General features: G+C 62.1%; 18 protein-coding genes. 15 read left to right on the top strand and 3 right to left on the bottom strand.

What is annotated here, in order from left to right:
• The first annotated feature begins 7 nt into the window (after positions 1-7).
• From VGD45_RS17705 to VGD45_RS17680, 6 genes are all read left to right on the top strand, one after another.
• Positions 8-1,177: an MFS transporter gene (locus tag VGD45_RS17705; RefSeq protein WP_331156662.1), complete on the top strand. Its 1,170-nt coding sequence runs from the start codon at positions 8-10 to the stop codon at positions 1,175-1,177.
• Positions 1,174-1,647, top strand: a complete 474-nt coding sequence (locus tag VGD45_RS17700) for a cupin domain-containing protein (protein WP_331156661.1) — start codon at positions 1,174-1,176, stop codon at positions 1,645-1,647. The genes VGD45_RS17705 and VGD45_RS17700 overlap by 4 nt, the downstream gene beginning before the upstream one ends.
• A gap of 24 nt (positions 1,648-1,671) precedes the next feature.
• On the top strand, positions 1,672-2,979 hold the full coding sequence (locus VGD45_RS17695; RefSeq protein ID WP_331156660.1) for an amidohydrolase family protein: 1,308 nt from the start codon (positions 1,672-1,674) through the stop codon (positions 2,977-2,979).
• 4 nt (positions 2,980-2,983) lie between these two features.
• Positions 2,984-4,327 carry an amino acid permease gene (locus tag VGD45_RS17690; RefSeq protein ID WP_331156659.1) on the top strand — a complete coding sequence of 448 codons (1,344 nt, stop codon included), beginning with the start codon at positions 2,984-2,986 and terminating at the stop codon, positions 4,325-4,327.
• A gap of 117 nt (positions 4,328-4,444) precedes the next feature.
• Positions 4,445-6,130 (top strand): GMC family oxidoreductase, encoded by a 1,686-nt coding sequence (locus VGD45_RS17685; RefSeq protein WP_331156658.1) that lies wholly within the window; start codon positions 4,445-4,447, stop codon positions 6,128-6,130.
• An 11-nt stretch (positions 6,131-6,141) separates the two neighbouring features.
• Positions 6,142-6,783, top strand: a complete 642-nt coding sequence (locus VGD45_RS17680) for a gluconate 2-dehydrogenase subunit 3 family protein (RefSeq protein WP_331156657.1) — start codon at positions 6,142-6,144, stop codon at positions 6,781-6,783.
• Between the two features lie 7 nt (positions 6,784-6,790).
• On the opposite strand, the gene VGD45_RS17675 is transcribed toward VGD45_RS17680, so the two are convergent.
• Positions 6,791-7,732 (bottom strand): YbhN family protein, encoded by a 942-nt coding sequence (locus tag VGD45_RS17675; protein ID WP_331156656.1) that lies wholly within the window; start codon positions 7,730-7,732, stop codon positions 6,791-6,793.
• 423 nt (positions 7,733-8,155) lie between these two features.
• Between VGD45_RS17675 and VGD45_RS17670 the strand changes: the two genes are divergently transcribed.
• The 4 genes from VGD45_RS17670 to VGD45_RS17655 all read left to right on the top strand — a co-directional run bounded on the left by VGD45_RS17670 (position 8,156) and on the right by VGD45_RS17655 (position 14,436).
• Positions 8,156-11,116 (top strand): TonB-dependent receptor, encoded by a 2,961-nt coding sequence (locus VGD45_RS17670; RefSeq protein WP_331156655.1) that lies wholly within the window; start codon positions 8,156-8,158, stop codon positions 11,114-11,116.
• A 167-nt stretch (positions 11,117-11,283) separates the two neighbouring features.
• Positions 11,284-11,634: a YciI family protein gene (locus tag VGD45_RS17665; RefSeq protein WP_331156654.1), complete on the top strand. Its 351-nt coding sequence runs from the start codon at positions 11,284-11,286 to the stop codon at positions 11,632-11,634.
• Entirely contained in the window at positions 11,621-12,877 is a 1,257-nt protein-coding gene (locus VGD45_RS17660; RefSeq protein ID WP_331156653.1) for an RNA polymerase sigma factor, read from the top strand. The genes VGD45_RS17665 and VGD45_RS17660 overlap by 14 nt, the downstream gene beginning before the upstream one ends.
• A gap of 14 nt (positions 12,878-12,891) precedes the next feature.
• Positions 12,892-14,436 (top strand): ATP-dependent DNA ligase, encoded by a 1,545-nt coding sequence (locus tag VGD45_RS17655; protein ID WP_331156652.1) that lies wholly within the window; start codon positions 12,892-12,894, stop codon positions 14,434-14,436.
• On the opposite strand, the gene VGD45_RS17650 is transcribed toward VGD45_RS17655, so the two are convergent.
• The gene (locus VGD45_RS17650) at positions 14,428-15,765 is read right to left on the bottom strand and encodes a DUF418 domain-containing protein (protein WP_331156651.1); all 1,338 of its coding nucleotides are present in this window, start codon (positions 15,763-15,765) and stop codon (positions 14,428-14,430) included. The genes VGD45_RS17655 and VGD45_RS17650 overlap by 9 nt on opposite strands.
• 83 nt (positions 15,766-15,848) lie before the next feature.
• On the opposite strand from VGD45_RS17650, the gene VGD45_RS17645 reads away from it, so the two are divergent.
• The 5 genes from VGD45_RS17645 to VGD45_RS17625 all read left to right on the top strand — a co-directional run bounded on the left by VGD45_RS17645 (position 15,849) and on the right by VGD45_RS17625 (position 24,895).
• On the top strand, positions 15,849-16,757 hold the full coding sequence (locus tag VGD45_RS17645) for a dienelactone hydrolase family protein (RefSeq protein ID WP_331156650.1): 909 nt from the start codon (positions 15,849-15,851) through the stop codon (positions 16,755-16,757).
• A gap of 67 nt (positions 16,758-16,824) precedes the next feature.
• Positions 16,825-17,427, top strand: a complete 603-nt coding sequence (locus VGD45_RS17640; protein ID WP_331156649.1) for a rhomboid family intramembrane serine protease — start codon at positions 16,825-16,827, stop codon at positions 17,425-17,427.
• A 206-nt stretch (positions 17,428-17,633) separates the two neighbouring features.
• A complete protein-coding gene (locus VGD45_RS17635; protein WP_331156648.1) occupies positions 17,634-20,591 on the top strand; it encodes a TonB-dependent receptor domain-containing protein in 2,958 nt (985 codons plus the stop codon).
• Positions 20,592-20,640: 49 nt separating this feature from the next.
• Positions 20,641-23,049: a TonB-dependent receptor gene (locus VGD45_RS17630; RefSeq protein ID WP_331156647.1), complete on the top strand. Its 2,409-nt coding sequence runs from the start codon at positions 20,641-20,643 to the stop codon at positions 23,047-23,049.
• A gap of 106 nt (positions 23,050-23,155) precedes the next feature.
• A complete protein-coding gene (locus VGD45_RS17625) occupies positions 23,156-24,895 on the top strand; it encodes a DUF885 domain-containing protein (RefSeq protein WP_331156646.1) in 1,740 nt (579 codons plus the stop codon).
• Positions 24,896-24,937: 42 nt separating this feature from the next.
• Here the strand turns inward: VGD45_RS17625 and VGD45_RS17620 are convergent, their stop codons facing one another.
• On the bottom strand, positions 24,938-25,411 hold the full coding sequence (locus VGD45_RS17620) for a GNAT family N-acetyltransferase (protein ID WP_331156645.1): 474 nt from the start codon (positions 25,409-25,411) through the stop codon (positions 24,938-24,940).
• Between the last annotated feature and the right edge of the window lies 1 nt (position 25,412).

Genomic DNA, 25,412 nt, shown 5'->3' with positions numbered 1-25,412 from the left:
CACTGCCGTGCGGCGCGCTGCCCTACCTCCCGGCGTCTGGGCGCTCGGGTTGGTCAGCATGTTCATGGACATCTCCTCGGAGATGATCCATGCCTTGCTCCCGGTATTCGTGGTCGGCACGCTCGGCGCCGGCGCCGTCTGGCTGGGAGTGATCGAAGGCGTGGCCGAGGCGACGGCCAACATCGTCAAAGTCTTTTCCGGCGCGCTGTCGGATCGCTGGGGCAAGCGCAAGTCGCTTGCGCTGCTGGGCTATGGGCTGGCCGCGGTCACCAAACCACTCTTTCCTTTGGCGGGCAGCGCCGTCACGGTGTTCGCAGCCCGCTGCATCGATCGAATCGGCAAAGGCATCCGGGGCGCGCCGCGCGATGCACTCGTCGCCGACTACACATCGCCAGAACAGCGTGGCGCGGCTTACGGGTTACGTCAGTCACTCGACACAGTGGGCGCGTTCATTGGTCCGCTTCTCGCCATTGTGTTGCTGATGTTGCTGGCAAACGATGTTCGCGCCGTGTTCTGGATCGCGGTCATTCCAGCGTTCATCGCCGTGGCGATTCTATGGTTCGCCGTCAAGGAACCCGCGGATCTCAAGCCGACGGCGAAGCGCGTGGTGGATCTGCGGCCCAAGGATCTGCCCAAACCCTTCTGGGTCATCGCCATCGTCGCGACGTTCTTCACGCTGGCCCGGTTCTCCGAAGCCTTTCTGATTCTGCGCGGCGCCGACATCGGGCTGACGATCGCGTGGACGCCGCTGATCCTGGTGGTGATGAACATCGCCTATATGTGTTCAGCTTATCCCGCGGGCGTGCTCGCTGACCGTATGCCCCGGCACCATTTGCTGATGCTGGGTGCAGCCGTGCTGGTACTCGCCAATCTGATGCTCGCGGGCGCGACCGATGCTGGCGTCGTATTGCTGGGCGTGGCGCTCTGGGGATTGCACATGGGCCTGACCGAGGGCGTCTTCACTGCAATGATCGCCGATGCCGCTCCGATCGACCTGCGCGGGACCGCGTTTGGCGTGTTCAATCTGATGCGCGGCTTGTTGTTGCTGATGGCGAGCGTGATCGCCGGAGTGATGTGGGATCACGGCGGTCCGGCCGCGACTTTTATCACGGCCGCCGTGCTCGCTGCGTTCTCGATGTTGCTGCTGATGGTCTCGCGCAGTATGTTGCGAGCATGACAGCCAAGGACGTGATTCAGACCCTGCAGCTCGCGCCTCATCCGGAAGGCGGGTGGTATCGCGAAATTTATCGCTCCACGGACCGTGTTCAGCGTGGCGATCAGACCCGCAGCGCCACCACCGCCATTTATTATTTGCTGGAACAGCAGCAGCTCAGCCGCTGGCACGTCGTCGACGCCGACGAGATCTGGCACTTCTATGGCGGAGCGCCGCTGGAGTTGCTCGCATACGATCCTCGCTCGCGGCAGCTGAACCGTCACATCATCCACAACGTTGCCTCGGAGGCTCGGCCTGTGGGCGTCATTCCGTCGGGCGTCTGGCAGGCGGCGCGCAGCCTCGGTGAGTACACGCTGGTAGGCTGCACCGTTAGCCCCGGGTTCGAGTTCTCGGGATTTCAATTCACCGCGGACTTGCCCGATCATCGAGCGCACTTCGTGGGTGAGCTGTCAAAGTACGCAGCGCTGCTGTAGCACGCTGAAACGCGGCGGAGAGACATGACGCACTCAATCTCGCTCCGCCGTTTCAAGTCGACCCTGGTTGCGGCAGTCCTGTTCGGATTGACCTTCGCTTGCAGCACGCAGGCCGAAACTCTCTGGGTGCGCGCGGGCAAGCTGATCGATGTAGAGCGCGGCCGCGTGCTCGAGAACCAGGCGATTCGTATCGATGGCGAGCGCATCGTCGCTGTCGCCGACCATAAGAATGATCCGAGCGGCCGCTGGGTAGATTGGTCCGGCTATACCGTGCTGCCGGGTCTGATGGACATGCACACTCATCTGGTGGGCAGCATCATGTCCTCGGAAATCGCCGCACCTTTGTATAGCTCGGCGGCCGAGGATGTACTGAAAGGTGTCGAGAACGCTCGACGCACGCTGCGTGCCGGCTTCACGACAGTGCGTGACGTTGGATGCTATCGCGCCTTCACTGACGTGGCCCTGCGGAACGCCATCGACGGCGGAATTGTCGACGGTCCGCGAATGTTCGTTGCCGGGGCATACATCACGGTCAGCGGTGGCGGAGGGGAAGTCACCGGATTCGCGCCCGACGTAGTCGTTCCTGAAGAAATGCGGCGCGGCGTCGCCAATTCGGAAATCGAAATCCGGCAGCGAGTGCGAGAGCTGATCGGCGGCGGCGCGACCTTTATCAAGGTGATCGCAACAGGCGCCGTGCTCACCGCAGGCACCACACCAGGTGCGGCGGAATATTCTGAAGCCGAGATTCGAGCCGCAGTGGACGAAGCTGCGCAGTACGGAATCTTTGTCACAGCGCATGCGCACGGCGCTGAAGGAATCAAGCGAGCGGTGCGAGCAGGTGTGCGCTCCGTCGAGCATGCTTCGTATCTCGACGACGAAGGCATTGCGCTGATGAAGAAACATGGCACATGGTTGGTGGCCGATATCTACAACGGCGACTACATCGCGGAGACCGGCCGGCGTGATCACTGGAGCGAGGAGATCATGCGTAAGAACGACGAGACCACACAGCAGCAGCGCGATGGCTTCGCGAAGGCGGTGAAGGCCGGAGTTCGTATCGCGTTCGGCACCGACAGTGGCGTCTACCCTCATGGCGACAATGCGCGTCAGTTCGCTTACATGGTGCGCTATGGATTGACGCCGATGGACGCCATCCGCTCCGCCACGCTGGGCTCGGCCCAGTTGCTCGCCAAGGAGCGGGAGCTGGGTTCGATCAGTGCTGGCAAGCTCGCGGACCTGATCGCAGTCGAAGGCGATCCGCTGCTCGACATAGATAAGCTGCGACAGGTTCGCGGCGTCATCAAAGCCGGCCGGCAGATCCGTCTGGACTGAAGCCATGAACGTCCAGTCGCCGCGTCGTCAAATGGGCTTCTGGATGTGTCTGGCGCTGGTGATCGGCAACACCGTCGGCTCCGGTGTTTATTTGTTGCCGGCCTCGCTCGCGCCATACGGACTCAACAGCATTCTCGGCTGGATCGTTACTTCGGGCGGCGCGATCGCCTTGGCCGTCGTATTCGCGCGGCTCGCGAAGCTGTTTCCGAAAGCGGGCGGGCCCTACGTCTACGCGCGCGTCGCGTTCGGCGACGGTGTCGGCTTCTTTATGGCATGGGGCTACTGGATGGGGATCTGGGTGGGCAACGCCGCCATCGCCATCGCAACCGTTGCTTATCTCGCCGAGCTGATCCCGTGGATCAAACAAACGCCGGGCGGACCGGCCCTGGCATCGTGCGCGATCATCTGGGTGCTCACCTATGTGAACTGGCGAGGCACTCGTCAGATGGGCGAGCTGCAGATCGTCACCACGGTGCTGAAACTGCTGCCGCTGATCGCCATCATCGTGCTCGGAATGTGGCTGCTGATCAGGGCGGACGCATCGGTGGTGGAGATGGAGCCGACGCCGTTCTCACTGACCGCGGTCAATGCTTCGGCCATCCTGACGTTGTGGGCGTTCCTGGGCCTCGAGTCCGCCACCGTGCCGGCGGACAATGTAGAAAATCCACAACGCAACGTGCCGCTCGCCACTTTGTGGGGCACGCTCATCGCCGCAGGCATCTACATACTGGCCTGCTCCGTGGTCGTCCTGTTGCTGCCGGGCTCGACGCTCGCGACCTCCAGCGCACCGTTCGCGGATGTCATGCGAATGTTCTGGGGCGATGAAGTGGCGAGCACGCTGGCGTTATTTGCTTTCATCAGCGGGTTCGGCGCGCTCAACGGCTGGATTCTGTTGCAGGGAGAAATGCCGCGCGTGCTGGCCAACGAAGGCGTATTTCCCAAGCTGTTTGCTCGCGAGTCGCGGCATGGCACGCCTGGGGCGTCGCTGGGGATCACGAGCGTGTTGCTCACCGTGCTGGTGCTGATGAACTACAGCCGCTCCATGGTCCAGGTGTTCACTTTCATCATCCTGGTGGCCACCTCGACCTATCTGGTGATGTACCTGTGTTGCGCCGTGGCCGCGCTCAAGCTGTGCTGGAGTGGGGCGCTGGGCGAGGCAGGCCGACGCTTGTCGCTATTCTTGCTCATAGCAATGCTTGCGGCCCTGTACTCGCTGTGGACGCTGTTCGGCGCCGGGGCCGAAGCTTTCTGGTGGAGCATGGCGCTGTTCGCGGCCGGGATGCCGGTTTACTGGGCGATGAAACGGTCGGCGGGCTCGCCGGCCACCCCACCCACTGACCGATACTGACCGCCGCGTCGGCGATGCGGTCTGCCGCAATGCGTGGTGGTGGCGAATGCAACCGGTTACACTCCGGGAACTAGCCATAGATTCGACCGCCGGAGCGGCGGCGCGAGAGGGGGTTGGATGAACGAGAACAGTTACGATGCGATCGTGGTAGGTACCGGTATCAGCGGCGGCTGGGCCGCCAAAGAGCTGACCGAAAAGGGCTTGAAGACCCTGGTGCTGGATCGAGGCCGGATGGTCAACCACGTTGCCGACTATCCCACCGCGACCACCGACATGTGGGACTTCCCATATGCCGGGCGCGCGACTGCCGAGGACCTTCAACGACAGGAGACCGCGGCCCGCACCGGTTACGCCATCACCCAGGCCACCAAGCACTGGTTCGTCGACGACACCGAATTTCCTTACACCGAGGTCCAGCGCTTCGACTGGATCCGCGGCTATCACGTCGGCGGTCGTTCCATCATGTGGGGCCGGCAGAGCTACCGCTGGAGCCCGATGGACTTCGAGGCCAACGCCAAGGACGGAATCGCGGTCGACTGGCCGATCCGCTACGACGATGTCGCGCCGTGGTACGACCACGTCGAAAGCTTCATCGGCGTCAGCGGCCAGAACGAAGGTTTCGCGCAGTTGCCCGACGGCAAGTTCCTGCCGCCCATGGAAATGAACTGCGTCGAGAAGCATTTCAAACAAGCAGTGGCCGACAAGCTCGGCCGCCAGATCACCATCGGCCGGGTCGCGCACCTGACCGCCCCGCTGGCCCACAGCCCGCAGCGTGGCACCTGCCAGTATCGGAACATGTGTATTCGCGGGTGTCCGTTCGGCGCGTACTTCAGCAGCAATTCGAGCACGCTGCCGGCGGCCGAGAAAACCGGCAACATGACCTTGCGCCCCAATTCGATCGTCTACGAGATCATCTACGACGAGAAGCAGGGTCGCGCCACCGGCGTGCGCGTGATGGATGCGGAAACGCGCCAGACCACCGACTTTTTCGCCAAGGTGATTTTCCTGTGCGCCTCGACGTTCGGCTCGACGCACATCATGTTGAGCTCGACTTCCAGCCGTTTTCCGAATGGTTTCGGCAACGACAGCGGCGAGCTCGGCTGCAACATCATGGATCACCATCTGGATGTCGGTGCGCGTGCGATGGTCGACGGCTTCGAGGACAAGTACTACACCGGCCGCAGACCGAACGGCATCTATATCCCGCGTTATCGCAACGTCGGCAAGGATAAGCGCGATTACCTCCGTGGCTTCGGCTACCAAGGCGGCGCTTCTCGCGGCGGCTGGACTGGCTTGATGCTCGACGAGACGCTGGGCAAGGAGCTGAAGGAACGCGCCTCGCAGCCGGGCCCCTGGTACATGGGAGTCGGCGGATTCGGCGAAATCCTGCCATATCACGAGAATCGCGTGACCCTCGACCGCTCGCGCAAGGACAAGTTCGGCATGCCGGTGCTGTCCTTCAACGCCGTGCTCAGGGAAAACGAGCTGAAGATGCGCAAGGACATGGCGAACGACGCCGCCGAAATGCTCGAAGCGGCCGGCTATCGCAATGTGCGCACCTACGATCGCGAGACGGGCGTCGGCCTGGGTATCCACGAGATGGGCACGGCGCGCATGGGGCGCGATCCCAAGACTTCCGTGCTCGATCAGTTCAACCGGGTGCATGCTTGTAAGAACGTCTATGTCACGGACGGTTCGTGCATGACGTCGGCGGCGTGCCAGAACCCGTCGCTGACTTACATGGCTCTGACCGCGCGTGCTGCGAATCACGCGGTGGAAGAGCTCAAGAAGATGAACATCTGAGGGCGCCCGCCATGAAGCCCGAAAATCTGGATATGAATATGAACCGTCGGCAGGTGTTGCAGCGGGTCGCCTATCTCATGGGCGGCGTCGTATCCGCGCCAGCAGTCCTCGGCATCCTCAACGGCTGCGCGCCCAAACAGCAGGAGGCGTCGTGGACGCCGGTGTTCCTCACGAAGGAGCAGGGCGCGCTGGTCGGCGAGATCGCGGAGATCATCATTCCGCGCACCGACACTCCCGGCGCGAAAGACGTCGGCGTGCCGGCCTTCATCGACACCATGCTCAAGGATGTCTACACGCAGGAAGATCGCGATCGTTTCGTCACCGGCTTGCAGGCCTTCGACGACGCGGCTCGCAAGGCGCACGGCAAGGCGTTCGTGGAGTTGAGCAAGGGCCAGCAGACCGAGCTGGTGCAGAAAGCCAACGATGAAGCCGTCGCGACCGAGCTGGCGTACGACCCGCGCCCGAAGGATCTGAAACGGCCGTTCATTCTCATGACCAAGGAACTGACGTTGCTTGGCTTCTTCTGCTCGGAGCCGGGCGCAACGCAGGTTCTGCAATACGTCGCCATCCCTGGCAAGTTCGAGGCATGCGTGCCGCTCGCACAAGCGGGCAATGGCAAGGCCTGGGCGCAGGAAGCGATGGGTCGGTTCTAACGAACGCTCAACGACGCAGCAGCCGGCGGCGCAGAACGCCGCTGGCGCTGGTCGATTCGAACATCACCAGCAAGCCGAGCGCCACCAGCAGCGGCAGGATCTCGTACACCGCGCGATAGGCGAGGATTGCGCCGAGCAGCTTGCCCGGCGGAACTTGCGGCAACATCAATAACAGCGCCGCTTCGAGCACGCCCAGGCCGGCGGGCACGTTGCTGAGTTGTCCTGCGACGAAGGCGATACAGTAAATCGCGATGAACGCCGGCCAGCTCATGGCCAGCTCGGCGGGCATGAAGATATAAAGAATGCCCGTCATCAGCGAGATCTGCACCAGACCGACGGCCAGCTGAACCGACGTGTCGCGTAGCGTCGGCACTGGCAGCGGCTGACCGCGCACCACCATCGGCTCTTTGCGACGAATCACGAACGTCAGCCAACCGATGTCCTTGGCGAGACCGATCGCGCCCAGCAACAGCACGACGCCGGTCGAGAGGCGCAGCGCCTTCGCGGCGGTTTCGGCGTTGAGCAACAGTGACAAATCGATCAGCCAGCCCACGCTGAAGAAATAAGGCATGGCGGCGAGCACGATCACCGACGCTACCTCGCGTGCCGATAATCCCGCGGCCGCATACATGCGATATCGCAAGGCTCCGCCACTCACCAACGCGAGGCCGATGGCGCGGCCAATGGGATTCGAGATGATCGCGGTTCGAAACGCCACCGCGGGCATGGTGCGTCCACTCGCCATGCGCACGGCGATGCCTTCGTAAATTCCCACCAATGCATAGACGCCTATGCTGAACAGCAGCCCGAGCATCACGGTGCTGGCCGGCTGCGCCAGCAGCTGTTGTTTCACATCCTGGAAGTCGATGCTCTGCAGACGATCGGCCAGCACCCAGGCGGCGGCCAGAACGAGCAGCGGAATCCACAGCAGCGGGGCCCATTTTTTCATGTAGCGGGTAACGAGGAGCGCGTCGGTCCTCGATCTTCTCAAATCCGCCGCTTCGTGCGCCAAGCACAAGCCGATGCAAGTCCTGCACGGTCCCAAAACCGTTGCACGAATGACGCAATCGCTTTCGCCCCAGCCCGCGAACCCTCGTTCCGCCTGTCGCGGAGGCGTCCGCCTCGGCGCATGGATGGCGATTTTATGGCTCTCGCTGTCAAATAAATAAACGCCAATAAAATCAACATTGTTGTCTTGAAAGCGCTAACAACGACAAGTGGGCATTGACAACGATGGACAGACCGCCGCAAGATCGGCGCCGACGGTCGCAGGGATGCCTGACCACCGTCGGGGGAAATCACACAAAGGCTCATCGGGCCGACATCAGCTCGCACGAACTTTGATCGCATGGCGATCGCATTGGGGGAAAACATGCGGAACCGTCGACAGTATTCACGCGCCCTGGCTTTTACCGCCGCGTCCTTGGGCGGTCTGACCATGGCCAACGTCAACGCCCAGACCGAGGAAGCGGGCGTCGTGGAGGAAGTGGTCGTCACCGGCTTTCGCGCGTCGCTAGCCAATGCGCTGGAAAACAAGCGGGAGTCCAACCAGATCATCGAGTCGGTGGCGGCCGAGGACATCGGCAAGTTTCCCGACCAGAACGTGGCGGAAGCTTTGCAGCGCCTGAGCGGCGTGCAGATCGATCGCTCCAACGGCCAGGGCACCAAGGTGCGCATCCGCGGTCTCGATCAGAACGTCACGCTGCTCAACAGCGACATCTTTCTCACCGGCCTCGAGCTCTACACCCAGGGCGAAGGCAACTTCCGCGAGACCGACTCGCTCGAAGGCATTCCTTCGGAGCTGCTCGGCGGCGTCGATGTTTATAAGTCCCCAAACGCCGCGCAGCTCGAAGGCGGCCTCGGCGGCATCGTGAACCTGAAGACGCGCAGCCCGTTCTCGCTGGGTCAGGGAACGAACATCGCGGGCAACCTGCGTTATGCCGATGCGGGTGAGGGCTGGGAACCGTTGGGCGCGATCGTCGCGAGCCATCAGTTCAACGACCGGCTGGCGGTGCTCGCGTCCGTTTCCTATGACAAGCAGGTGTTCCAGACCGACGTGCTCGGCGGCCAGAATCGCGGCGGCTGGAAGTTCAGCCAGCGTCCCGATCGCGACCGGGTGTCGCAGAATTACTTCGCGCCCGAATATCGCTACGCCACCGATCGCGACGAAGAGCGCGAGCGTCTGGGCGCGTCGCTCTCAGTCGCGTTCCGTCCCACCGATTCGCTCGAGATCGAGGGCATCTGGTTTCACTCCGATCTCGACATCCTGACCGAGGAAGCGTCGCTGAAGTTTCCATTCTCCGCGGAGACTCCGGGTCTGGATACCTCGCAGCCGTACGCCATCGACGCCAACGGCGTGTTGTTGAACGGCACGTACACCGCCAATTCGGCCGAGGCGATTTCGTTCGTCAAGAACACGGAAATCAGTTCGGATAATTTCCAGCTCAGCCTGAAATGGGACAACGGCGGCTCGGTGCGCCTCAGCAGCGCGGCGGCCTATTCGAAGGCGGATCAGGAGAGTGGCAGCGCCAACAACGACGTGCGTTACACCCAGTACGGGGTGCGTGCGATCAATGGTGGCCCCGGCTTCGCGCCCAACGGCTCGGCCCCGCCCAACTACCAGTTCAGATACGACAACAACGGCGGCGAGCTGCCGAGCTTCACTCTGGTGGGCAATCAGGACCTGTTCACCAATCCGAACAACGGCTTCTTCAAGTCGCACTGGGCGTTCGGCGACAGCACCGACGCGGAGAACTATTCGCTGCGTGCGGACCTGCAGTGGGATCCGGCGTTCTTCAGCAAAAAGAATGTGACGTTCAGCGGCGGCGTGCGCGGGGCGAAGCGTGAGATCGATTACGAGTTCGGCCGCTACCTCGCCGACTATCATGGCTACAGCGATCTGGACGGCATCGATTACGGCGCGAACTGGACCAACTTCGGTTATTTCCAGGACGGCGCCATCGGTCCGAAGGCGTGCGACTCGCTGAGCGGAGGTGGCGCGCCGCTGGGCACGCCGGGCCGGCCCAACTGTCCGGTCAACAGCCGCTTCGACACCGCGCCGGCGATGATCGTGCCGTATCAGACCATGGCCGGCTCACCGGGGCGCGTCGAACGCATCAGCGGGTTCTGGAGCTCCGGCAACGCCGGCACCAACAGCGTGCTGGTGCAGAACCGTAGCCAGATGAGCAACGCGCTGGCGTGGATCCAGTCGCTGTATCCGGACACGCCGTTCACGTTCTTCCCCTCGCCGCTGGAAACATTCAACGTCGAGGAAGAAACCACCTCGGCTTATCTGATGGCGGATGTGGGGCTGCCGGAAGAGGGATATCACATCAACTTCGGCGCGCGCGTGATACGCACGGACCTCTCGGTCGCGCAGAACGAGGCGTTGGCCAATCCGACCTACTGGGGCACGGACAGCTGGAACGGGGTGCTGCGCGAATTCAATACGAATGTCGTCGACCGCAGCTACACGGACGTTCTGCCGAGCGCCAACATCGTGTTGGATGTGGCCGAGGGGCACAAGATTCGCGTGTCGGCCGCGAAGGTCGTGGCGAGACAGGATCTGTTCCAGCTGGGCCGCGGCTTCGAGACCAACTTCACGCGCAATCCGGTCACCGATCTGTTCGAGTTCACCAACGGCAGCTCGGGCAATCCGGAGCTGGAGCCGTATCGCGCCAAGCAGTTCGACCTGGGCTACGAATATTACTTCGGCTCGCAGGGCCTCGCGGCGGTGACCGCGTTCCGCAAGAGCGTGGATTCGTTCATTACCGTGATCACCGAATCGGTGTTCGTGCCCGATCAGGCCGGCGGTCGCTTCGGACCGGTGACGCGGCCCATCAACGGCGAGGGCGGCACTATCGAAGGCTTCGAGGTCTCGGGTCAGTATGCGTTCGACTTCGGCGGCGGCTTCAACCTCAACTACACCTACTCGGATTCGGAATCGCCGTTCAGCAACGACGTCGACGAAGGTTTGCCGATTCCGGGTGTCGCCAAGCACGCCTACAACGCGCAGATCTACTACCAGAACTTCGGCTTCGAGGCGCGTCTGTCCTACACCTGGCGGGACGAGTCGTTCGACGGCAACTTCCAGTTCTCCGACGACAACTCGACCCGCACCTTCGGGGTGTGGAATCGCGATTATGGGCAGCTGGATGCGCAGCTCGGCTATCAGGTCACGGACAGCATCGGCCTGACGCTGGAAGCAATCAACCTGACGGAAGAGGACCAGAGCCAGTACCTGCAATACGACAACCTGCCGTTCGCCTTCGAATCGGGCTCGCGCCGGATTCTGCTGGGCGTTCGGGGCACGTTCGGCGGCGCCGGCAAGTAGTCCGGCCGCTACGGTTCGGCAGGAGAGGGCGCCTCCCGCTCATCCTGCACTCGGCACGGCGCAGGGATACGCGCCGTGCCTTTTTATTTGGGCCATGTCACTTTTCCTCCGGACGGTTCGTCAAGGACCCGGACAGGTATGCTGTTCGTCACCTCACGGAGTCCGCCATGGCCGAATATCTGGTTCTGTTGCACGAAGATCCCGTGCGCACCCGCAATCTCAGCCCCACCGAGATGCAGGCGCTGATTCAGCGCTATCACGAATGGATCGGCGGCCTGCGCGCCCAGGGATTGGTCACGGTGGGCAAGAAGCTGAAGGACGAGGGCGGTCGTCACCTGCGTGGAGACAAGGGCAAGATGGTGGTGAGCGACGGTCCCTACGCCGAAGGCAAGGACGTCATCAGCGGCCTGTTCGTCCTCACCGCCGACAGCTACGAACAGGCGCAGGCATTGCTCGCTCCCGGCCCGCACCTGGAATTCGGCTGGATCGAGTTGCGCGAGATCGATGTCATCCCGTGAAGCTGAAGCTCGGGGCCTGGTCGCCGACCTGTTTCGTCGTGAATCGGGTCGGTTGATCGCGCTGCTCGCCAGTCGCGTCGGCGTCGCGCGCATCGATATGGTCGAGGACGCCGTGCAGGACGCGCTTGTCTCAGCGATGCGCAACTGGTCGATGAACGTCGTGCCGAACAATCCGACGGCGTGGCTCTACACGGCAGCTCGCAATGCTCTGACGGATCGGCTGCGGCGCGCGCGCTTCGAGATACCCACGGAATTTACCCAAGAGCAGGCAGCCGATCCGGATAACGCCTTCTCCACGGAAGCCGCGTTTGACGATGAATTGCTACGGCTGATCGCCTTCTGTTGTCATCCTTCTCTCACGCCAGCGTCACAGTTGGCGCTGACGCTGCGGCTGGCGTGCGGTTTGAGTGTCGATGAGATTGCGCACGCATTGCTCACTACGCCGCAATCTATGAATCAGCGCATCGTGCGCGCCAAGCGCGATCTGCGCGAGGCGCAAGTCACATTCGATATCGCGCCCCGCGAGTTGGTGCAGGAGCGGCTGCCGCGCATTCTCAATGCGATTTATCTGCTGTTCGATGCGGGCTACCTCAGCCCGCGCCATCCGCAGTGGTTCCGGCCTTTGCTGTGCGAAGATGCTTTGCGGCTGGTCCGGATGTTGGCTGCGCATCCGTTGACGGCGGAGCCCGAGACGCACGCCTTGGCAGCCTTGCTTCACCTGACCGCAGCGCGAGCGCCGGCCAGGGTGGATGCGGAAGGTCATCCCGTGCCGCTGGCCAAACAGGACCGCTTGCGATGGAATCGCGAGGTCATCGATGCCGGCATGGAGTACTTTTCGCAATCGATTCGCGGCGACGCGGTGACCCGATATCACATCGAGGCGGCCATCGCGGTCACGCACGCCAGCGCCAGCAGTCTGGAAACGACCGATTGGGCGCAGATCGTGCGTCATTACGATCAGCTGTGCGAGCTGTTTCCCAGTCCCATTGCAACTTTGAATCGAGTCATCGCGTTACGTTACGCACGTGGCGCGCAAGAGGCATTGCGGGCGCTGCGTGCCAGCGATGAGTTGCACGCAGTCCAGGATAGAATGGTCTATCACGCCACCGTCGCGGAGTTGCACGAAGCGCTCGAGGAACACGATCAGGCCGCGGCCGAGTTCAGCGCGGCGGCCGATCTGGCCGAGAGCGATACGCTGGCCGAGTTGTTCCGTCGTCGCGCCAAAGCTGCCAAACAGACGTAATCGAAGCTGCCTTCATGACCTTGCTCGCGAGCATCGTCGAAACATCGTCCAAGGTCGCGGCCACATCGGCGCGGACCGCGAAGGTGCGCGAGTTGGCCGCGTGTTTGCGGCAGTTCCAGCCGGACGAGATCGTGGTGGGCGTGGCGTATCTTTCCGGCGAAACACCTCAAGGAAAATTTGGCATTGGCTATGCCGTGCTGAAGAACGCTAGCGACGCAGCGTCGGCTGGCGAGCCGGTGCTAACCGTGTTGGAAGTCGATCAGCGCTTGAATGAGATCGCTGGTATCCGGGGCAGCGGCTCGACAACGCGTCGCGCCGAAGCGCTGCGCGAATTGTTTTCTCGCGCCACTGCAGCCGAGCAAGATTTTTTGATTCGGTTGCTGATCGGTGAGCTGCGCCAAGGTGCGCTCGCCGGCGTCATGGTCGATGCAATCGCGGCTGCGGCTCAGCTGGCTGTAGATAAGGTGCGACGAGCCGCGATGTACGCAAAGAGCCTGGGAGCTGTCGCGCACGCCGCACTGGTCGAAGGCGAAAGCGCTCTGGCGAATTTTCAACTCGAGCTGCTTTCGCCCGTGGCTCCGATGCTGGCGCAAACGGCGGCTGACGTCGGCGAGGCATTGGAGCAGCTGGGCGAGGACGCCGTATTCGAATGGAAGATGGACGGTGCGCGGATTCAAGTCCATAAGAGCGGCGAGTCCGTGCACATCTATACGCGAAGTCTCAACGACGTGACTGCCGCTGTTCCCGAGATTGCCGCGCTGGTCCGAGAGTTGCCCGCGCGTGAAGTTATTCTGGATGGCGAGGCGATTGCGTTCACCGCCGCGGGTCGGCCACATCCGTTCCAGATCACGATGCGTCGCTTCGGGAGAAAGCTGGATGTGGCGAAGCTGCAGGCGGAGCTGCCGATGCGCGCGTATTTCTTTGACTGCCTGCGTCTCGGCGATGAGAGTTTGGCTGATCGGCCGACGCGGGATCGTTACGAAGCGCTCGGCCGCGCGGTGCCTGCGGAGTTGATCATTCCTCGTTTGGTCACGGCGTCGGAGGAGGAGGCTAGCGCGTTCTATGACGCGGCGATTGCCGCTGGCCACGAAGGGATCATGGCGAAGTCGTTGTCCGCGCCGTACGAAGCGGGCAATCGGGGTGCGAGCTGGCTCAAGATCAAACGGGCGCACACGCTGGATCTGGTGGTGCTCGCTGCCGAATGGGGTCATGGTCGGCGCACCGGTAAGCTTTCCAATCTCCATCTTGGAGCGCTCGATCCGGCGACGGGTGAGTACGTCATGTTGGGCAAGACGTTCAAAGGCCTGACCGACGCGATGCTCGAATGGCAGACCAAGGAATTTCTGGCGCGCGAAACGCATCGCGACGATTGGACGGTGTATGTGCGGCCGGAGTTGATCGTGGAGATTGCGTTCAGCGATTTACAGGCGAGCCCGAGATATCCGGGCGGCCTCGCCCTGCGGCTAGCACGAGTCAAACGTTATCGTGACGACAAGCGTCTGGAGGATGCAGACACTATGGAGTCGGTGCGAAAGATATTCGAGGCGCAGTCAGGTTGATTTTTGAACCGGCGCAGTGACTCTCGCCGCCGCCGAGGAGCGGCGCAGGGGCTGCCATTTTAGATACGTGAGCGAGCGCCATAGCCATTCGGCGGGGCCATAGCGGAATTGGCGCAGCCACAAAGGGCTCCATGCCAGCTGCACTATCCAGATCGCGATGACCACGTAATACAGCTCGTGTCGCGCCAGCTGTCCGTACCATGCGAGTCCTGCGCCGGTAAAAATCAGCAGGCACAACAAGCTCTGCGTCAGATAATTCGTCAAAGCCATCTGCCCCACGGCGCCGAGCACGCGTGACGCGCTGGCGAACCATCGCGTGCGATATAACAATGCGATCGAGCCCAGATGCCCCAGAGTCATCGGAATCCGGCCAAGATCGTAAGTGATGAATGTGTGGAGCATGACCTCGGCTGAAAACTGCGCGGCCTCCACTTGCCGGACCTCCGCGATGTTCACGCTCAACCCTAAGCCATAGCCGATGACCACCATCGCTAGATAAACACGCGTCGAGCTCGCCCCCGAAAGCACGCCGAGCTTCAGCAGCGCCATGCCGAGCAGCATCATGCCGAGGCATTCCACCAGCCCGTGTCGAAAGAAAAATTGGCTCTGCATGTACCACGTGTCGCCGCTTAGCACTGCGAAAGCCGACAGGTAGCTCGCGCGCACGTTGCCGACGCTGGACTCCAGGTTCTCGCGTGCGGGCCGCATCTCGTTTTGCAGAGCTTCGAACGCATCGAGCGCTTCCTGGTCGCCGTCCGTCATCGGTTGCCCCGCCGACCGACGTTCGGTCGCTGCCTCGGCGAGCATTTGCACTTCACGGTAATCGTTCCACTCCGATACCGTGATCATGGTTTGCAGCACCATGAACGCCGTTGCCAACAGCAGCAGCTGTCGAGGCGGCAAGTTGCGAAATACGAACAGCAGCAGTCCGGCGACGCCGTAGTAGAGCAGCACGTCACCACTCCACAACAGCACGTAACCATTGATCAAGCCGAAGACCATCAGCCAGAGCGTGCGACGGAAATACAAATCCGCGGGGCGCAGATCGGAAGCGCGAGCTGCATGTCGCGCCAGAAACAAAAGCGCACTGGCGCCGAACAGGAGAGTGAACAAGCCTCGCATGGTGCCTTCGAAGAACAGCGCCATGATTCGCCATACAACGAGATCCGCCGACGACTCCAGTCCCCACACCGTGGGATCGTCGTAGGCATACGGCAGGCCGAAGCCCGTGATGTTCATCATCAAGATGCCGAGCACGGCGATGCCGCGCGTCGTATCGAGCAGGCCGATACGATCGTCGGTTGTCGTCGGAGCGAGTTCGGAGGACATAGCGGACGACGGGTAACGATGACTGCGGCGAGGAGTGCGGCTCGCCGGTGCTGGTGAGCCGAGTCTGCCTTACACTAGCCCGCATGGAAACAGGCTTTCGCACGTGGAAGATCGAACTGCACGCGGTCCCGTCCACGACGCTTACAGATCGGCAATTCCTCACCGGCCAGCGCGAAGGGCAGCCCGTGACGCTCACGGCGGCGCTGCGTCTGCCACCCGGCATGGCGAAGGTCCCAGCGATCGTCCTGATGCATGGTTCCGGCGGCGTGTCCGGTTACGTCGACGAATGGGCGCGCTTCCTGACCGATCACGGCGTCGCTAGCTTGATGCTCGATTGCTTCACCGGCCGCGGCATCGACACGACTTTTGCAAACCAGGAACTGCTGGGCCGCCTCGCCATGATCGTCGACGCGTATCGCGCTTTCGATGTACTGGCCGGTCACCCGCGCATCGACGGCGGGCGCGTGGCGCTGATGGGCTTTTCACGCGGCGGGCAGGCGGCGCTCTACTCAGCCGTGCGGCGCTTCCAGAACATGCATGGTCCAAAACGGGGCGAATTCGCCGGCTACCTGTCGTTTTATCCGGCATGTCACATCCGTTATCGGCACGACGAACAGCTGGTCGACCGCCCCGTTCACGTACTGCATGGCGTGTCCGACGATCTGAATCCTATTGGACCGTGTCGCGATTACGTGGCTCGCGCCCGCCAGGCAGGCGCGAACATCGAGTTGCACGAGTTTCCCGGCGCCCGGCACGTTTTCGATTGGCCACTGCTGTCGCAGCCGGTGGTATTACAAGGAGTGCGGTCCCATCACGGCGCCTTGCTGAGCGAAGGCGCCGACGGCGAGATTTCGGTCGATGGCACGGACATTCCCGCCACCGAAGCCATCGAGCGATTCTCGTTGAACCCGACGCTGGGCCACGACGCCGAGGCGTTCGCCGCGTCCCGACGCATCGTCGCCGCTTTCATCAAGCAGGTTTTGCACGTTTGAGCCGCGCCCGCGTCGGACGAATCCGGCACAATGGCGCCGCCTTCTCTTGCCCGCAGGAAACCTTCACGTGAGTTTGTCCCTGTCCGCCGCGCTGGTCATTTTCGTCATCACCATCGCCACCAGTCTGCTCGGCCTGTTCGCCAATCCCAAGCTCATCGACCGCTGCCTGTTCCGGCCCTACTGGTTTCTGCGCCGGCGGCAGTACGACACGTTCGTGCTCAGCGGCTTCGTGCACGCCGACCTGATGCACCTGATCTTCAACATGCTGACGTTCTATTTCTTCGGCTTCCTGTTGGAGCGCGCCATCGGCTCGACTCATTTTCTATTGTTGTATGCCGCCGGCCTGGTGATCAGCCACCTCGGCACCTATTTCAAGCACAAGAAAAATCCCGAGTACGCCACCCTGGGCGCGTCGGGGGCGATCTCGGCAATTCTGTTCGCGGCCATCGTGCTGTTTCCCGATCAGAAGCTGTTCATCATTCCGATTCCGGTACCCATTCCGGCTCCGTTGTTCGCCATCGGGTATCTCGCCTACACCTGGTATGCAGCTCGCAATCCGCGCGGACGGATCAATCACGATGCACATCTGGGGGGCGCGATCACCGGCTTGGTATACGTCGCCTTGCTCGCCCCGAGCGCCTACGGATATTTCTTCGCTAATTTGTTTTGAGTTTTTGCCGCTTTGATTTCCGCACTTCCGCGCGCGTTGTATACGCGCAAATCATTGCGGTGCACTATGCAAGTGATGCGAGAAAGCGGCAGCCAAAAAGCATGAATTGCGTGCAATGTATGCAGCTATCGACGTTCAGTATATAGACGTATTGGCGCAACCCTGATCGGTGCTACGTTCCGACCATCTCCCAGCGGAGGTCGGACATGGAAAGAATAAAGATCGATCGTTGGAGCGCCCGTCATTTACCTGCAACGCTGAGCCTGTGTATCGTGCAGGCAACATGCATGGTTTGCGGCCCATTCGCGACGGCCGCCGAGCGCGAACCTGAAGAAGTCATCGTCACCGGTTCGCGCATCCGTCAGAACCCGGTCGAGAGCGTCGCGCCTTTGCAGATGAGCACCGCCGCGGATATCGACCGCAGCGGTGAAATCTCGGTGGCCGATTATCTGCAACGCCTGCCGATCTCCGGCTCGGCCATCAACCGCTCCAACAATTCCAGCGGCAACCTCGGCTTTCCTCCCGATGGCGGCGGCATCGGCGCCGGCTCCAGCGAAATCGACCTGCGCTATCTCACCTCCAAGCGAGTGCTGGTGCTGGTCGATGGCAAGCGCTGGGTGCGTGGCTCGTCGGCAAGCGGCGTGTCGGGCGCGGTCGATCTCAACACCATCCCGACCTCGGCCATCGATCGCATCGAAGTCCTGCAGGACGGCGCGTCGCCCATTTACGGTTCGGACGCCATTGCCGGCGTGGTCAACGTCATCACGCGCTCCGACTTTCGCGGCTTCGATTTAGAAACGAATCAAGCGGCCTACGACGAGGGCGACGGTTACACGCAGGACTACAGTATTTCTTTCGGCGCCGGCGCCGAACGCAGCCGCGCATTCTTTACAGCCAGCTACTCGCGGCAGGACGCCGTCTACTCGAAGGACCGCGATCTGTCGAGCCAAGTGATCTACGGAGCGCCTCCGGGTGTGGGCGGCAGCTCCGGCACGCCACAGGGTCGTTTCATCTTTCTCGATCCGCGCGGCGACGTAGATGGCGACGGCGAGCCAGATACGGTCGATGTCACGTTGAACAACGGCGTGGTCAACAATGGAGCGACGCTGCCGACGTACGATCCGAACAATCCGGCCAGCGGCGATTTCCACGCCTTCGGCACTCCCGATCGGTTCAACTTCCGGCCCTACAATTATCTGATCACGCCGAACCGGCGAGTGAATCTGTTCGGCAAGGCCGAGTACGACGTGTCCGAGAGCGTCACGCTGCGCTTCACTGCGGCATACACCAATCGGAAGTCGAGCAATCAGGCGGCGCCGAATCCGCTGTTTCTCGGCTCGGACGCCGGCTCGGGCTTCTATCTCGACAATATTTTCATTCCGGCGGATCAGCGCTACAACCCGTTCGGCATCGACCTGGATGGCAGATCGAATCTCATCACCATCGGGCGCCGGCCGCTGGAAGCGGGGCCACGCATCTTCGATCAAACCGTCGATACCTTCATGATATCCGGCTCGTTGAGCGGCGAGCTGCAACTCGGCGATCGGCCGATGTTCTGGGACGTGAGCCTGAACTGGGGTCGTAACAACGCCTCGCAGCAGGGTCATAACATTTTCAATTCGCGCAAGCTGGCGCTGGCGCTCGGACCGGAAGCTGCCTGCCTGGCCGTGCCGGGCTGCGTGCCATTCAATATCTTCGGCGGGCAGGGAGCGAACGGCGAGGGCAGCATCACGCAAGAGATGCTCGACTGGGCGACGTTCACGCAGAACGATCAGAGCGAGCAGGAGCTCAACGACATCATCGCCAACGTCAGCGGCGATTTGTTCGATCTGCCCGCCGGCCCGTTTGCGTACGCACTGGGCTTCGAGTATCGCAAGGAGGAAGGTTCGTTCACGCCAGACGCTACAGTGCAGGCGGGCGAGACCGCCGACGTGCCCGCAGCGCCGACCGCCGGTGATACTCGAGTGCGCGAGGCTTACTTGGAGCTGCGCGCGCCGGTGCTTGGAGATCTGCCTGCCGTGCAGCGGCTCGAAGTCTCGGCGGCGGTGCGTTCGTCCGACTACGATCGCATCGGCCGTGACGAAGTCTTCAAGGGCGGGCTCTACTGGCGAGTGATCGAAGATCTGTCATTGCGCGCCAGCTACTCCGAAGGATTCCGTGCACCCAACATCGGTGAGCTGTTCAACACCGGTTCGCGCTTCGACAGCAACATCAACGATCCGTGCTCCAACTACACCGCGAACCCGTCGCCAGTCGTACGAGCCAATTGCGCGGCGCTAGGCGTGCCGACGACGTTCACGCAGATCAACCAGCAGATCAGCGTGCAGACCGGCGGCAACGAAGCGCTGACGCCCGAAACGTCCGAGACCATCAACTTCGGCTTCGCTTATAACCCGTCCTGGGCCGAGAACGCCGAGTGGATCGACCAGCTCACGTTCGACGTCAACTACTACGACATTAAACTGGAAAACGCGATTCAGGCGTTGACCGCACAGGTCCTGCTGACCAATTGCGTGAACACGCTAGATCCGCTGTTCTGCGAGGGCATCGTGCGCGGCCCCGGCGGCTCCATCACTGCCTTCGCCAATCAGCTCACCAATATCGGGCGCATCGAAACGGATGGCTTCGACTGGACGGTGCTGCTGGCGACGTCGGAGCTGGGCGGCATCGGCTCGCTGCGATTCCAGTGGGCCAACACTTATCTGGCCGGCTACAAGGAGTTCACGGTCGGCACCAGCGGACTGGTCGGCCGTGAGCGCGCCGGCATCGAAGTGGGCTCGCCGACCCGCGGCTACGTCCGATTCAAATCGACACTGAGCGCGGACTGGCTGTTCAACGATTTCGTGACTTCGCTCACCTTGCGCTATCTGAGCGATCTCACCGAGACCTGTCCGCAGTCTGTGATCGACAACGAGCTGGTGGAGGAGCTGTGCTCCAACCCGGCGCGACTGACCAACGAGATGGAGAGCAAGGTTTACACCGATCTGCGGGTGAGCTGGACGCCGCCGGTGTTCGATCAGCAACTGCAGCTCGCGGTGGGTGTGAACAACTTGCTGGACGAAGATCCGCCGCCCTGCCTGAGCTGCGATCTCAATAACTACGACGGCACGCTGTATCCCGTGCCGGGAAGATATTTCCATGCTCGAGCGGCGCTGAAGTTCTGAGGGCGGCACATCGAATAAATCGCACGTCGATCGAATCGAGGGGGGAGACATGACCAAGCACAATATCGTGATCTTGGGGACGATCGCTTCCGCCGTGGGACTGGCCATGACGCCGCGAGTGGCCGCGGCCGCTACTCCAGAGGCGGATGAGGAGATCCTCGCTGAAATCATCGTGACCGCGCAGAAGCGCGCGACGGCGCTGCAAGACGTGCCATTCTCAGTGGCTGCCGCCGGTGAAGAACAAATCAGAAATTCAGGCTCGGCCAACATCGTCGAGCTGTCGCGCAACTTCGCGGGTTTGACCATCACCGATCTCGGCCCCGGCCAGAGCCAGGTGGCCATCCGCGGCATCAGCGCCGGTCAGGTCGTGCGCGACCAGCCCGGTGTGAAAGAGTCGGTGGGTGTGTATCTGGACGAGTCGGCGATTTCGGTGGCGTTGTTCACGCCCGATCTGGATCTGTTCGATCTGGAGCGTTTCGAAGTGTTACGCGGCCCGCAGGGAACATTGTTCGGCGCAGGCTCGTCGTCCGGCACGGTTCGTTACATCACGCGTCAGCCGAAGCTGGGTGAATTCGAGGGCGCCGTCGAAGTCGGAGGCTACACCGGCACGGACACCGATTGGGGCGGCGGCCTCAAAGGCATGATCAACGCGCCGATGGGGCAGACCACGGCATTGCGACTGGTCGGCTACTACAACGAGCAGGCCGGTTTCATCGATTCCTATTATCCCGGTCGCGCCGTTCGCGAGGATGTAAACAGCGGCGAGAAAAGCGGGGCGCGCGTCGCGTTGTTGATCCAACCCACGGAAAACATTTCCATCACGCCTCGCATCGTTTATCAGAAGCTGGAGACGGATGGTTATCCTCGCATCGACGTCTACAACATTCTGGGCAATCCGTTCACGACCACCGAGCCAGCCGTGAATCCTGGAGAGCGCGGTCAAGTGACTCAGTTCCGCGAAGGCATCGACGACGAGATCACGCTGGCCGATCTGAAAATGGAGTTCGGCCTCGGCGGCCTGACGCTCACGTCCGTCAGCTCGTACACCGATCGCGATCTGGTCGTGCTGCGCGACGCGACGCAGTTGAGCGGCAGTGTCACGATCTCCTTCGACCGAGGCAGGGGCATCGCGACGCCGGCCGACGTGCGGCTGAACTCGCCGCTGTACGACACGACTTCGCTCAAATCCTTCAGCCAGGAAGTCCGTCTCGCTTCGGATGGCGGCGGCGCGTTCGAATGGCTGGTCGGCGCTTTCTATCAGGACATCGATCGCGATTACGGCCAGAGCCTGCCGACGCCCGGCTACGACGCCTTGTTGATCCGGCTCGGCATGGGCACCAGCGCCACTTTCAACGCTCCGCCCGACACTCCCTATTTTTCCCAAGTGCCGTACGAGTTTCAGCAGATGGCGCTGTTCGGCGAGGGCACCTGGCATTTCAACGACCAGTGGAGCCTGACGGGCGGCTTGCGTTACTACGATTTCGAAGAGGAGCGATTCCTCACTTTCGCCGGCGCGTTCGCGGACGTGGGTTACACCAGGGTGCCGGGCGAGACCAGCTCGGATGGCTTCTCGCCGCGTGTGATTCTTTCCTTCGAGCCCAACGAGGACGTGCTGCTGACCGCGCAAGTGGCGCGCGGTTTCAGATTGGGTGGCATCAACGATCCGCTCAACGTCGGGCTGTGCAGTGAAGACGATCTCGTTACCTACAGCGGCCAGCCGACGTTCGAGGACGAGACGGTGTTGAATTACGAGATCGGCGCGAAGACTTTGCTGGCCGATCGCCGCATCACATTCAACGCTGCCGTGTTCTACTCCGACATCGACGATCTGCAGGTCATCGCGGATGCAGGCTCGTGCTCCTCGCGCATCGTGCTCAATGCGCAGGCCGAAGCGGTCGGCGCGGAGATCGAGTTGTTTGCGCGGCCTGACGAGCATTGGGACTTGGGAGTGTCGGCGACCTATGTACAGGCCGAGATCAAAGAGTCCCGCTTGAGCGCCACCGGCGCGCCCATCGCCGGCATTCGCGAAGGCAACCGGCTGCCGACCTCGCCAGAATTCCAGGCAGCGCTCAGCGCCACGTACAACTGGCCGTTGTCGAACGTGCTGGAAGGCTTCGCGAATTTCACCTTCCAGATGGTGGGCTCGTCCTACACCCAGCTGGCCGATCAGGAGCCGCCGACCGGATGCGTGGGTTGTCCGGGGGCGCCGGGGTTCTTCGCGTTCGGCGCGCCGACCATCACTCAATTCACCTTCGATCCGGAGCTGCCCAGCTACGAAATCGGCAATCTGCGTTTCGGCGTGAGGTCCGACGTGTGGGAGGCGGCGGCGTTCGTGAACAATGTATGGGACGAGCGTGCGTTCCTGTCGCTGGATCGTGAGCGAGGCACGCGCGCCCGCGTCGGCTATCTGACCAACATGCCGCGGACTTACGGCGTGTCGCTGCGAATGAATTTCTGAACGAAGTAAAAATTGCTGACTGATGCTGGGCATCCTGCCCAGCATCCCCAGTACCGGCGCGGAGCGGTTATCATGCCCGCTCACTTCTTGGAGCCGAGGACTGGGAATGACAGGTTCACGTCGCACTCTGTGCATCATCATGGTGCTGGCCGCGCTGGCCGGATGCGATCGTTCTTCTCCACCCAACACGCGGGCCACCGAGCCGCCGGCGCCGGTGGTGAATGTCGAATGGACCAAGTACGTCGACGAATTCGTCGAAAGTTACTTCCGCGCCAATCCCAGTTTCGCTGTGTGGCAGGGCCGGCATGAATTCGACGGCCAGATGCCGGACTGGAGCGCCGCGGGCATCAAGAAGGAAATCGCGCGGATGGAGCAGATGCGCGCCAAGGCCGTCGGCTTCAAGGACGACAGTCTGATGCCCGAGGAGCGCTTTCAGCGCGACTACCTCGTGAGCCGCATCGACAATGATCTGTTCGCCCTGCGCGAGGCGCGCATGCCGTACACCAATCCGGCGTGGTATCTGAATTCCGGCCTCGATCCCAGCACCTATGTGAACGTGCCCTATGCGCCGCCGGATCAGCGGGCGCGCGCCTTCATTGCCTATGTGAAACAGGTGCCCGCTGCATTGGAGAACATCAAGACGAACCTGGAGCTGCCGCTGCCGCGTACGTTCATCGATTTCAGCGTGAAGAGCTTCGGCGGCTTCGCGGACTTTTATCGCAACGACGTGCCGCAGGCGTTCGCCGATGTGCCCGAGGAGCTGAAGAAGGAACTGGCGGCCTCGACCGAGCCCGCCGCGAAAGCCATGGAGGATTTTGCAAAGTGGCTGGAATCACAACGCGCCAACGCCAACGACGCTTACGCGCTCGGCCCCGAACGTTTCGCCGCGATGTTGCGCATGACGGAGAACGTCGATGTGCCATTGGAAAAAATCGAAGCCATCGGTCGCGCGGATCTGGAGCGCAATCTCTCCGCGCTGAATGAAGCCTGCAAGCGTTTCGCCGCAGGCGCCAGCATCGAAGAGTGTGTCGCGCGCATGAATGCGGACAAGCCCGAAGGCGGCGCCGTCGCTGGCGCGCGGGCGCAGTTGGAAACCATCAAGAAGTACATCCTCGATCACGACATCGTCAGTATCCCGGGCACGGAAGAAGCCAAGGTCGAAGAGGCGCCCGCGTATCGCCGCCAGAACTTCGCATACATCAATATTCCCGGACCGTTCGAACAGGAGCTGCCGTCCGTGTATTACATCGCGCCGCCGGATCCGAAGTGGTCCAAGGCCGAGCAGGAGGCCTACATTCCGGGCAAAGCAGACCTGATGTTCACTTCGATCCACGAAGTGTGGCCGGGGCATTTCCTGCAGTTCCTGCATTCCAATCGCTCGTCCTGGCGCTTCGGGCAGTTGTTCGTCGGCTATGCGTTCGCCGAGGGTTGGGCGCACTACGGCGAGGAGCTGATGATCGAGCACGGGATCGCGGGGGAGGAGCCGGAGCTGCACGTCGGCCAATTGTTGAACGCGTTACTGCGGAACGTGCGCTACATGTGCGCGATCGGTTTGCACACCAAGGGCATGACGGTGGGCGAGTGCGAGCAGATGTTCAAGGAGAAGGCGTTTCAGGATGCCGGCAACGCTCGCCAGCAGGCGGCGCGCGGCACGTACGACCCGGGCTATCTGAATTACACGCTCGGCAAACTGATGATCCGCAAGCTGCGCGACGATTGGGCGGGCAGCCGCGGCGGGCGCGAGGCCTGGAAGCAGTTCAACGATCAGTTCCTGTCGTACGGCGGACCGCCGATTCCGCTGGTGCGCTCGCAGATGCTGCCGGGGCCGGCGGGCGAGCTGTTCTAAATTTATCTAGCGGCCTCCCCCGGAGGGGGAGGCCGCTGGAAATCATTTCGAGGTCGACAGCGCCCGTAAATCCCGAGACATCTTGATCGCGTCCTCGATACCGCTGTAGTAGCCGTCGACGCGATCGACCTCGCGATAACCGAGCGTGGCGTAGAAATGGCGCGCTTCACGCTTGATGGCGCGAACTTCCAATCGCACCAGGAACAGGCCGGCGCTCGTCGCCGTCTCCTCCACCCACTGCACCAGGCGACGGCCTATCCCTTGCCGGCGATATTCGTTCGCGACGCCGAGCAGGGCGATGTGCGCAGACTCATCGCCATACTGCGCGAGGATGAAGCCCGCAAGACGATTCTTATCGCGCGCGATCACGGCCGCACTTTCGCGCTGGCGCATGAGCCCGGCGACTCGCCGGGGCGTCCAGCTCCAGGGCAGGTCGGCTTCGACCAGATCGCGCGACAGGTGGGCAATCGCGGGTGCATCGCCCATGCGCGCGGGACCGAGGGTGATGATGCTCATC

Origin of the sequence: Steroidobacter sp. (genome assembly GCF_036402275.1) — a bacterium.
In the GTDB taxonomy this organism is placed as follows: Bacteria; Pseudomonadota; Gammaproteobacteria; order Steroidobacterales; family Steroidobacteraceae; genus Steroidobacter.
This window is presented reverse-complemented; position numbering and strand designations above follow the sequence as displayed.

Coding starts and splice junctions, on each gene's coding strand:
- VGD45_RS17700 (WP_331156661.1), top strand. CDS start 1,174: ATGACAGCCAAGGACGTGATTCAGACCCTGCAGCTCGCGCCTCATCCG.
- VGD45_RS17695 (WP_331156660.1), top strand. CDS start 1,672: ATGACGCACTCAATCTCGCTCCGCCGTTTCAAGTCGACCCTGGTTGCG.
- VGD45_RS17690 (WP_331156659.1), top strand. CDS start 2,984: ATGAACGTCCAGTCGCCGCGTCGTCAAATGGGCTTCTGGATGTGTCTG.
- VGD45_RS17685 (WP_331156658.1), top strand. CDS start 4,445: ATGAACGAGAACAGTTACGATGCGATCGTGGTAGGTACCGGTATCAGC.
- VGD45_RS17680 (WP_331156657.1), top strand. CDS start 6,142: ATGAAGCCCGAAAATCTGGATATGAATATGAACCGTCGGCAGGTGTTG.
- VGD45_RS17675 (WP_331156656.1), bottom strand. CDS start 7,732: ATGAAAAAATGGGCCCCGCTGCTGTGGATTCCGCTGCTCGTTCTGGCC.
- VGD45_RS17670 (WP_331156655.1), top strand. CDS start 8,156: ATGCGGAACCGTCGACAGTATTCACGCGCCCTGGCTTTTACCGCCGCG.
- VGD45_RS17665 (WP_331156654.1), top strand. CDS start 11,284: ATGGCCGAATATCTGGTTCTGTTGCACGAAGATCCCGTGCGCACCCGC.
- VGD45_RS17660 (WP_331156653.1), top strand. CDS start 11,621: ATGTCATCCCGTGAAGCTGAAGCTCGGGGCCTGGTCGCCGACCTGTTT.
- VGD45_RS17655 (WP_331156652.1), top strand. CDS start 12,892: ATGACCTTGCTCGCGAGCATCGTCGAAACATCGTCCAAGGTCGCGGCC.
- VGD45_RS17650 (WP_331156651.1), bottom strand. CDS start 15,765: ATGTCCTCCGAACTCGCTCCGACGACAACCGACGATCGTATCGGCCTG.
- VGD45_RS17645 (WP_331156650.1), top strand. CDS start 15,849: ATGGAAACAGGCTTTCGCACGTGGAAGATCGAACTGCACGCGGTCCCG.
- VGD45_RS17635 (WP_331156648.1), top strand. CDS start 17,634: ATGGAAAGAATAAAGATCGATCGTTGGAGCGCCCGTCATTTACCTGCA.
- VGD45_RS17630 (WP_331156647.1), top strand. CDS start 20,641: ATGACCAAGCACAATATCGTGATCTTGGGGACGATCGCTTCCGCCGTG.
- VGD45_RS17625 (WP_331156646.1), top strand. CDS start 23,156: ATGACAGGTTCACGTCGCACTCTGTGCATCATCATGGTGCTGGCCGCG.
- VGD45_RS17620 (WP_331156645.1), bottom strand. CDS start 25,411: ATGAGCATCATCACCCTCGGTCCCGCGCGCATGGGCGATGCACCCGCG.